Here is a 7494-nt window from a genome sequence, read left to right as displayed (position 1 = left end):
CGAAGCAGGAGGATCTGATCAAATCCACGGAGGACAAGCTCCGCGAGCTCCAGCAGCAGGGCGGCGTCAAAGCCACACTCCACGGCTACGGCGGTCTCCGCTTCGACATCGACGATCGTGTCACCGGCCGTAACAACCGGCTCGGCATCACCGTCACGGTCCCCGTCACGAAGAAGATCGTCAAAGTCAGCCGTGGCGTCATGAGCGTGTCCTACGAGTGTGGCGACAAGGCGGCCGGCCAGTCGGTCAGCCTCTCCGGCTCCGGCGAGACGGGCGGCGGCGGTACCGGCGGCATGAGCTATGTGGCCGGCGATGGCATCAGGATCAGCTCGGATCGTGTGATCAGCGCCGACGTCACCCAATCCAAGCTCGACGGCGTGCAGGCGACGGCCGAACAGGCCGAGAAGACCGCGTCTGGGTTTAGCGCGCAGATCGGCCTGGCGCAGCAGGACGCGCGCAACGCGCTGGCGGCCGCCAACGAGTCGGTGCGCACCCTCAACGGGACCGCGCCGATCCACGTATGGCGCAGCGACGACAAGGCCAGCGCGACGATCTGGGCCGACACTGTGACCACCACGGCGGACGGCATGATGAGCTCCACGGATAAGGCCAAGCTCGACGGGCTCGAAAACTATTCGCTCCCCGTTGCCACGCAGCAGGCGCTCGGCGGTGTGAAACCGGATGGTGCGACCATCACCATCACCCCTGACGGGACGATCACCGCGCACGGCACGGGCAGCGGCGGCAGCATGTACTGGCCGATCGGATCCATCTACCAGAACACGACCGGCACGAATCCCGGCCTCATATTCGGCGGCACATGGGAGCGTCGACCGTCGCTCGGCGCCTACACGTGGGAGAAGACCGCCGATGATACGACAACCGTGCATTCGGCGCTCGGATCCGGCGCATTGGGAGCAATGACTCTGGGAGGAGAAGCCTGAGATGGCGTACCAGAAACTCAATCTGCAGGACGGGCATGTGCTCGACGCAACGGACATGGCCCATATCGAACAGGGGATAGTGGACGCATCCACGCTCCCGGAGATCGGGCAGACGGTCTCGCTGCTCCCGGGCGTGGATCCCGTGAGCCTGTGGCCCGGCACGATGTGGATTTGTATCGGCGAGGATGGGCAGCGCGTCCTCTACACGCGCATCGCCACTGATCTGCCCGACGCGCCGGCCGGACTGCCCACGCGCAACGACGTGCCCTCGTACACGGGGTTCCCCGCCGTCACCGTCGTGGACACCAAGGCCAGCGACTATTACACATCGACCCAGTGGTTCGCAAAGACCATTCCCACCGGACCGACCGCCGGCAAGGGCGCGCACCACATTCAGGCCCACGGCGGCGGCATCACCCGCGAGGGCGACATCTGGTACTGGGTGGGCGAGAGCCATGAGAACGGGTACGGCGACAGTCCGGGCATCCACCTGTACACATCCAAGGATCTGCGGAATTGGACGGACATGGGCATCATCCTGCGCATGATCACCAACCCGACCGCGGCCGACGACCCCACCACGCCCGACGGCCGATACTTCCACGACCTCTACGGCAGCGAATACGAGAACGTCCGTAAATATTTGCTGACGCATGCGGACGGCAAGAGCCTGACCGCCATCGCGGAACGGCCGAAGATGCTTCACAATCCACGCACTGACAAGTGGGTGCTGTGGTTCCACTCGGATGGCAGCACCACGGTTGGCGGCTCGAACTATTCGCGTGCCCTGCTTGGCTGCGCGATAGCCGATAGGCCCACCGGGCCGTTCAAACTCATCGGAGCATACAAGGGATTCAACGACGACGAGACGATCTACGGCGGCTGGGGCGAGGTCGGCGACGCCCGAGACATGACCCTGTACGCCGCGAAGGACGGCAACGCCTACGTCGCCTACAGCTCCGAGGGCAACAAGAGCACGTATGTCGCCAAACTCGACGACGACTGGACCCATCTGTGTGTCACAACCGACACCGACGAATCCAAGTCGAAGATGCAGTATTCGGCGGACGGCAAGTACACCAAGCTGCTCCCCGTCGGCAGGGGCACGAACTGGCAGATCATCACCGACCAGTCACGCGAGGCCGTCGCATTCCTCGAATACCGGGATCGCGTGTACGTGATCACCAGCCCGACGAACGGCTGGGCGCCCGGCAAGCAGAACTGGTACGCGCAGGAACACCCCGAAAACGGCATCCTCAGCTCCTACGGTTCGGGCACGGACCTGTGCCGAGGCATCGATTCGATCGAGGGCAAGGGCGACCACGACATCACGTTCGGCTCGCAATGCTCGTACATCGTCCCGTGGAACGAGGACTTGGGCGAGTTCATCTATTTCGGCGACCGGTGGGACTCGGGTTCCGCCAAAAGCGCGTACGTGGTCCTGCCGATCGTCATCTACGACGACAACGGGACCACGAAACTCCGCATGGCGAATCCGGAGACCGCGTGGCGGCCCGAGGACTACTGGCGCATAACCGGCACCGAACACTGGCCCAACAAGTAAAGAGATTGGAGAGACCATGACGACGGAACTCGTCACCGGCGCGCTCGGCACGCCACACATCGACGGCGCCGACTGGGGCGCCCTCAACGCAGGCATACTGGGGCAGGACGACTACGTGCTCAACCTGTGGAACCAGTTCAGCCTGACCGTACAGACGTCGACGAAACTCACGCTGGATACCGGGTGCGCCGTGCTCAACGGCCGACAGGTGGTCATCACCGCCCCCGAATCGATCGACGTCACCCCGGCCGCGAACGGCACCTATCGCACTGACCTGCTCTGCCTGCGCTACAAGTACGACAGCGCGAGCGGCAGGGAATCAGCGTCGCCAGTGCTGGTCGCCGGCACGCCGGTCGCCACCGGGCAGACGGCCGCGGATCCGAAGATCAACACGCAGTCCATCATCAACCAGTCCACCACCGTGCACGATTTCGCGTTGTGGCGCGTGCAGGTCGACGCGGTCGGCGCCACCTACACGACCAGACTGTTCGACGGCGGCGTGCTCAGCCCACTGTCATACCGGCAGAGGGTCAGCCCATACCCCCTGTACATCGACCGTTCCGGCACCAGCAGCGCGGGAGACACGCTCGTGATGGACGGCGCGTACATCCCCACCACAGGTACGTCGGGTATCGTCACCCTGGCGGTCAACTGGACCAACAAGGGCACGTTCACGTCCAAATCGTGGGAGATGACGAACCTCGGCCGACTCTACATCCAACGCTACCGGACGAGCGGCGACCAGATCAACTTCATCCCCGAGGGTTTCGAACTGCATCAGATGGCGGCCGAGAACTCGGCGTGGGACAAGCAGGGGCACAGCATGTTCGTCGTCACCGGGCAGAACGGGACCACGAATCTGCAATGGCAGACCACCGGCGAATGGGAGGTCGCCGGCAACATGTGGCACCACTGCTCGATGACGTTCGGCGTCCGCAACGTCAACATCTAGGAGGCTGTTTTGCTCAGTGATTTCGACCAGAGCCTGATCATGTGGGCGGTGACCACGATCGCCGGCGCGCTCGGCGGCTACGTGCTCGCCTGGTGGCGAGGCCGACGCCATCTGGAGGACGCCATGAGCGACGGCGTGCGCGAACTCCTGCTGTGCAAGCTCGAGGAATTCCGGGCGACGATGGTCCGGCAGGGAGGCGTCGCCGACGACGACCTGAAATTCCGCGCCCAACGACTCTACAACTGTTACCACCAGCTCGGCGGTAACGGGCACGGCACCGCCGTCAACGACGACATCCAACGCGCACCGATCACACACAAACCACTCTGAAAGGAGCCAATATGAAGGATTGGGACAATCTCATCGCCGACGAGAATCTGATTCTCACGAAGCATTACACGCCCGGCCGCAACGGCCGCAGGATCGACAAGGTGGTGCTGCACCACAATGGCGGCAACCTGAGTATCAGGGGCTGCTATGACACGTGGCAGACCCGTCAGGCCAGCGCCCACTATCAGGTCGATGCGAATGGTCGTATCGGCCAGCTCGTCCATGATCGTGACACCGCGTGGCACGCGGCCAACGGCGAGGCCAACCGCACGAGTATCGGTATCGAGCACGCGGATATCAGCACCAGCCCGTGGCGCATCTCGGATGCGACGCTGGATAATGGTGCTCACTTGGTGGCCGCGATCTGCAAGGTGTACGGTCTCGGCCGGCCGCAGTGGGGTGTCAACGTGTTCCCCCACTTCCACTACACGTCCACGGAGTGCCCGGCTTCCATTGCGGGCGACCAGCGTGACGCGTACATGACCCGCGCCCAGCAGTGGTACGACAGCATGGTCAATGGTGCGGATGTGCCGGCGCAGGTGCCGCAGGCCGCTCCGGCTGCTCCGCAGGATGACGGCAGGCTGGCTGTGGATGGCTCGTGTGGTCCGGCCACGATTCGCCGCTGGCAGCAGGTCATGGGCACCACGGTCGATGGCGTGATTTCCGGCCAGGTGGTACCGAATCAGCGCACCTACTGGCGTCCCGCCCTGCCGACCAGCTGCGTCACGTACGGCGGCTATGGCTCCGATCTCATCCGTCGCGTGCAGGCGCAGCTCGGACAGGGTCAGGATGGCCTGTTGGGTCCTGGCACCATCCGCGCCATCCAGGCGCATCTCGGCGTCGCGCAGGACGCGAGCTTCGGCCCCGCCACCGTGCGCGCCCTGCAGACACGCTTGAACGAAAACCGATTCTAAGGAGGATCCATGGCAGAAAACGAGAACACCCCGCAGCATGCGGATACGACCACCCCGTACACGCCTGTGTTTGACGAGCGCATCCGCACGATCATCTACATCGTCACGCTCGTCGCCGGAATCGTCGGTCTCGGCGTCTCGGCGTTCGGTGACCCGCAGGTCGGCGCCTACATCAGCTCGGCCGCGGGCGTGATCGCGGCCGCGTTCGGCGTCGCCTACAACCCCGTCAGGCTCAGCGGCAAATAGATCACTGACTCGTCACTGACGGTTAGTGAGACGACAGTGACGGTTAGTGAGACAACAACCCCCGTCCGGCATTACGCTGGGCGGGGGCATTTTTGCGTTTATTCGGCGTCCTGTTCGTCGTCGTAGTAGAGGATCCGTGCGCCCGACTGTTCGGCGGCGCGCTGCGCGATCGCACGATGCCATGCGGCAGGCAGATCTCGGGGTGCCTCGACGTCCAGACGGGGGACAAGCAGGCCGGAATCCTCGTCGGCCGCCGCAGCGATGCGAACCTCACGGTCGAACCGCTTTTTCAGGGCGCGGAGATCCATTTCGATACCGGCTGGCGGCTGGTAGTTGCGCTCCCACCGTTTGACGCTGATGATCGAGACCTTCCAGTGGTCCGCCGCCCACTGTTGGGACAGGCCCATGCTTTCGCGCAGGCACTTGAATTCGGCGCTTGTCATGCTCATTCCTGTGATGTCCTTTCTGTTGGATCGGTATTGGTTAGGGCGGCTGATACCGCTGTGCTGGCGGCGTTGGTAACGGCCAGACGGCCCATGTCGTATCGGTCGATCATTTCCCGGCTGCTCCACGCGCCGGACGCCATGATCTCCCTATCGGGCACGCCATGGCGTCGGGCGGTTGTGGCGAACGTGCGGCGCAGGGAGTGCGGGGTGATGCGCCGGTCCGCGCCGCTTTGCTTGCCGAGATCGGCTATCGTGGCCGCGAGGGTCTGCGACTGCAGGCGTTTGCCTCGGTAGAGCAGGAGAGGTCCGGTGGCCCGCTTGCCTATTGCGCGTTCCACGTCGGCGGCGGTACGGTCCGCCAGCCCGACCTCCTGCATCCAGTCGAACTTGCGTTTGACGTGGAGCGTAGGGCGGCCGTCCACCCGATGGTAGTCCGCGATGTCCAATCCCAGTACCTCGTTTCTGCGGAGTCCGTTGAGCAGGAGCAGCGCGCAGGCGGCGCCCACCCATGTTCGACGGTCGGCCTCGGCGAGGGCGAGGAACTTTGAGGCCTGTTCCTCGGACAGCCATGACCCGTCACTCCACCTGCGCTGCGTCGGCCGTTTCACGTGTTCAGCGGGGTTACGTTCCAGGTAGCCCTCCTGCCACAGGTATTCGTAGAAGCAGCAGATCGGCGTCAGTTCGGCGGCCAGCGTGGCCGGGCTGACTCCCATGTGCTCCACTCTCCAGATTTTCCATGCGTCGATGTGGGAGCGGCGGACGTGCATCATGTCGATGGCGTTGTCCGCGCACCAGCGGATCCACATGTCCAATACCCTTCGGTATGGTCTGCGGCTTTTCGCTGGCACTGACGCCAGATAGGCGGCGATCAGCCCGCTTACAGTCTGCGCCATATTCTCACCGAGTCCTTGACGATCAGCGGGGTGCCGGCCGGCCCCTTGACAAACGGTGGAATCCACTGCCTGCGACGCAGGGAATGATTGGGCCCATACGGCTGCTCACGGTAGAAGCCACGCACGATGAAACGGTGCGTCAGCACGCCAGACGTCCCATTCTCACCGTCCGTGGTCCGGGCTTTTGGCGCCTCCCGCAAGACGATCATCTTCACCTTTGGGGCGAGCCTGAGCGACTTGGGTTGAGGACCATCCCGTCGATCGTCCCATCGATGCTCGGCCACGGCGGTGACGCTTGGCTGGTCCATGAGCGCGAACGCCGTCTGCATCATCGCCAATACCGCCCTGTCCACGTCGTCGTCGTGGATGTTGGCCATGGGGCCGATAGGCAGACTGGCGTCCAGCAGCCTGCCGGACATGGTGACCCGATGGTCGGAGCTGAAAAGCCTGAACATGACGCCGGGCAATCCGTCGGAATCGACCTCGCTGTAATCCTGCTCCCAGCTGACCGCGTCCACCAGAATCTCCCCGACCTCGTCGCTGCGGACGATGAACCCATCCTCGAACACGATGAAACCGCTGACCGTGGGGAATTCCGTAGCCGGTGGGCGTGGGCCGTTGACCACGGTATCCACGCAGACGGTTTTCATGTCGCGGCTCACCCACCAGAGGGGAGATGTGGCGAGGATGTCCATCTCGTTGTAGAACTCGTTGAGGATCCGTTCGCTGACCGTGCCGTTCAGATTCCCTCTCGCCGCCTGGCGCCGGCCCTCCTTGACCAGATGGTCACGGACGACCGGGAGCCATGACGGAGTGAGACGAAGTTTTTTCTGCCTGCCCATGTCAGTCCAGATCGTTGACGAAAAGCGTGGTCTGCGGGCTTGGGGTGTCGAAGTCGCCGACGCCGTTGATCATGTCGTTCGCGTAGTCGATGAGATAGGCGATATCGTCGACCTCGTACACGGGCTCGCCCTCGAAGAAATCGTGCTTTTCCAGCAGCTTCCCGTAGGGGTGGTTGAAGTCGTCGTCGGATTCGTTGAGGTTCCTGGCGCCGCCAACATCGTAGAAGTCGTCGCTCCAGTCCGGCGACCAGTTCTGGGTGGTTTCGTCCCAGTTCTTGAGTTCGATGTTGACGATGCGCTTGTGATCAGTGAAGACGGTCATGATAGTTCTCCTTGGGAAATGGTGTGATCTGGGGTGCCCGA

General features: G+C 63.5%; 9 protein-coding genes and 1 pseudogene. 6 read left to right on the top strand and 4 right to left on the bottom strand.

Annotated features, from left to right (window positions below; translation table 11 throughout):
• The 6 genes and pseudogenes from Tam10B_RS07030 to Tam10B_RS07000 all read left to right on the top strand — a co-directional run.
• Positions 1-944, top strand: a pseudogene (locus tag Tam10B_RS07030) (hypothetical protein); the annotation flags it as partial.
• A gap of 1 nt (position 945) precedes the next feature.
• Positions 946-2508 (top strand): glycoside hydrolase family 43 protein, encoded by a 1563-nt coding sequence (locus Tam10B_RS07025; RefSeq protein WP_093960532.1) that lies wholly within the window; start codon positions 946-948, stop codon positions 2506-2508.
• 16 nt (positions 2509-2524) lie between these two features.
• A complete protein-coding gene (locus Tam10B_RS07020; protein ID WP_093960531.1) occupies positions 2525-3460 on the top strand; it encodes a hypothetical protein in 936 nt (311 codons plus the stop codon).
• Between the two features lie 9 nt (positions 3461-3469).
• Positions 3470-3790 carry a DUF4436 domain-containing protein gene (locus Tam10B_RS07015; protein ID WP_233133634.1) on the top strand — a complete coding sequence of 107 codons (321 nt, stop codon included), beginning with the start codon at positions 3470-3472 and terminating at the stop codon, positions 3788-3790.
• 11 nt (positions 3791-3801) lie between these two features.
• A complete protein-coding gene (locus tag Tam10B_RS13555) occupies positions 3802-4704 on the top strand; it encodes a peptidoglycan recognition protein family protein (protein ID WP_233133633.1) in 903 nt (300 codons plus the stop codon).
• A 9-nt stretch (positions 4705-4713) separates the two neighbouring features.
• The gene (locus tag Tam10B_RS07000; RefSeq protein WP_093960530.1) at positions 4714-4950 is read left to right on the top strand and encodes a hypothetical protein; all 237 of its coding nucleotides are present in this window, start codon (positions 4714-4716) and stop codon (positions 4948-4950) included.
• Positions 4951-5048: 98 nt separating this feature from the next.
• Here the strand turns inward: Tam10B_RS07000 and Tam10B_RS06995 are convergent, their stop codons facing one another.
• From Tam10B_RS06995 to Tam10B_RS06980, 4 genes are read right to left on the bottom strand one after another with little or no spacing between them, the layout of a single operon-like run.
• On the bottom strand, positions 5049-5399 hold the full coding sequence (locus Tam10B_RS06995; protein WP_093960529.1) for a helix-turn-helix domain-containing protein: 351 nt from the start codon (positions 5397-5399) through the stop codon (positions 5049-5051).
• Positions 5396-6289 (bottom strand): tyrosine-type recombinase/integrase, encoded by an 894-nt coding sequence (locus Tam10B_RS06990; RefSeq protein ID WP_093960528.1) that lies wholly within the window; start codon positions 6287-6289, stop codon positions 5396-5398. The genes Tam10B_RS06995 and Tam10B_RS06990 overlap by 4 nt, the downstream gene beginning before the upstream one ends.
• A complete protein-coding gene (locus Tam10B_RS06985) occupies positions 6274-7131 on the bottom strand; it encodes a hypothetical protein (RefSeq protein ID WP_093960527.1) in 858 nt (285 codons plus the stop codon). Before Tam10B_RS06985 ends, Tam10B_RS06990 begins: the two co-directional genes overlap by 16 nt.
• Before the next feature lies 1 nt (position 7132).
• Positions 7133-7453, bottom strand: a complete 321-nt coding sequence (locus tag Tam10B_RS06980) for a hypothetical protein (protein ID WP_093960526.1) — start codon at positions 7451-7453, stop codon at positions 7133-7135.
• Positions 7454-7494 lie beyond the last annotated feature (41 nt).

Source organism: Bifidobacterium vansinderenii (assembly GCF_002234915.1).
Lineage (GTDB): Bacteria > Actinomycetota > Actinomycetes > Actinomycetales > Bifidobacteriaceae > Galliscardovia > Galliscardovia vansinderenii.
The sequence above is the reverse complement of the archived record's forward strand: the minus strand, read 5'-3'. Positions and strand labels throughout refer to the sequence as shown.

Bases quoted from the DNA above. Each gene is read 5' to 3' on its own strand.
- Tam10B_RS07025 (WP_093960532.1), top strand. From the start codon at position 946: ATGGCGTACCAGAAACTCAATCTGCAGGACGGGCATGTGCTCGACGCA.
- Tam10B_RS06980 (WP_093960526.1), bottom strand. From the start codon at position 7,453: ATGACCGTCTTCACTGATCACAAGCGCATCGTCAACATCGAACTCAAG.
- Tam10B_RS06985 (WP_093960527.1), bottom strand. From the start codon at position 7,131: ATGGGCAGGCAGAAAAAACTTCGTCTCACTCCGTCATGGCTCCCGGTC.
- Tam10B_RS07020 (WP_093960531.1), top strand. From the start codon at position 2,525: ATGACGACGGAACTCGTCACCGGCGCGCTCGGCACGCCACACATCGAC.
- Tam10B_RS13555 (WP_233133633.1), top strand. From the start codon at position 3,802: ATGAAGGATTGGGACAATCTCATCGCCGACGAGAATCTGATTCTCACG.
- Tam10B_RS07000 (WP_093960530.1), top strand. From the start codon at position 4,714: ATGGCAGAAAACGAGAACACCCCGCAGCATGCGGATACGACCACCCCG.
- Tam10B_RS06995 (WP_093960529.1), bottom strand. From the start codon at position 5,399: ATGAGCATGACAAGCGCCGAATTCAAGTGCCTGCGCGAAAGCATGGGC.
- Tam10B_RS06990 (WP_093960528.1), bottom strand. From the start codon at position 6,289: ATGGCGCAGACTGTAAGCGGGCTGATCGCCGCCTATCTGGCGTCAGTG.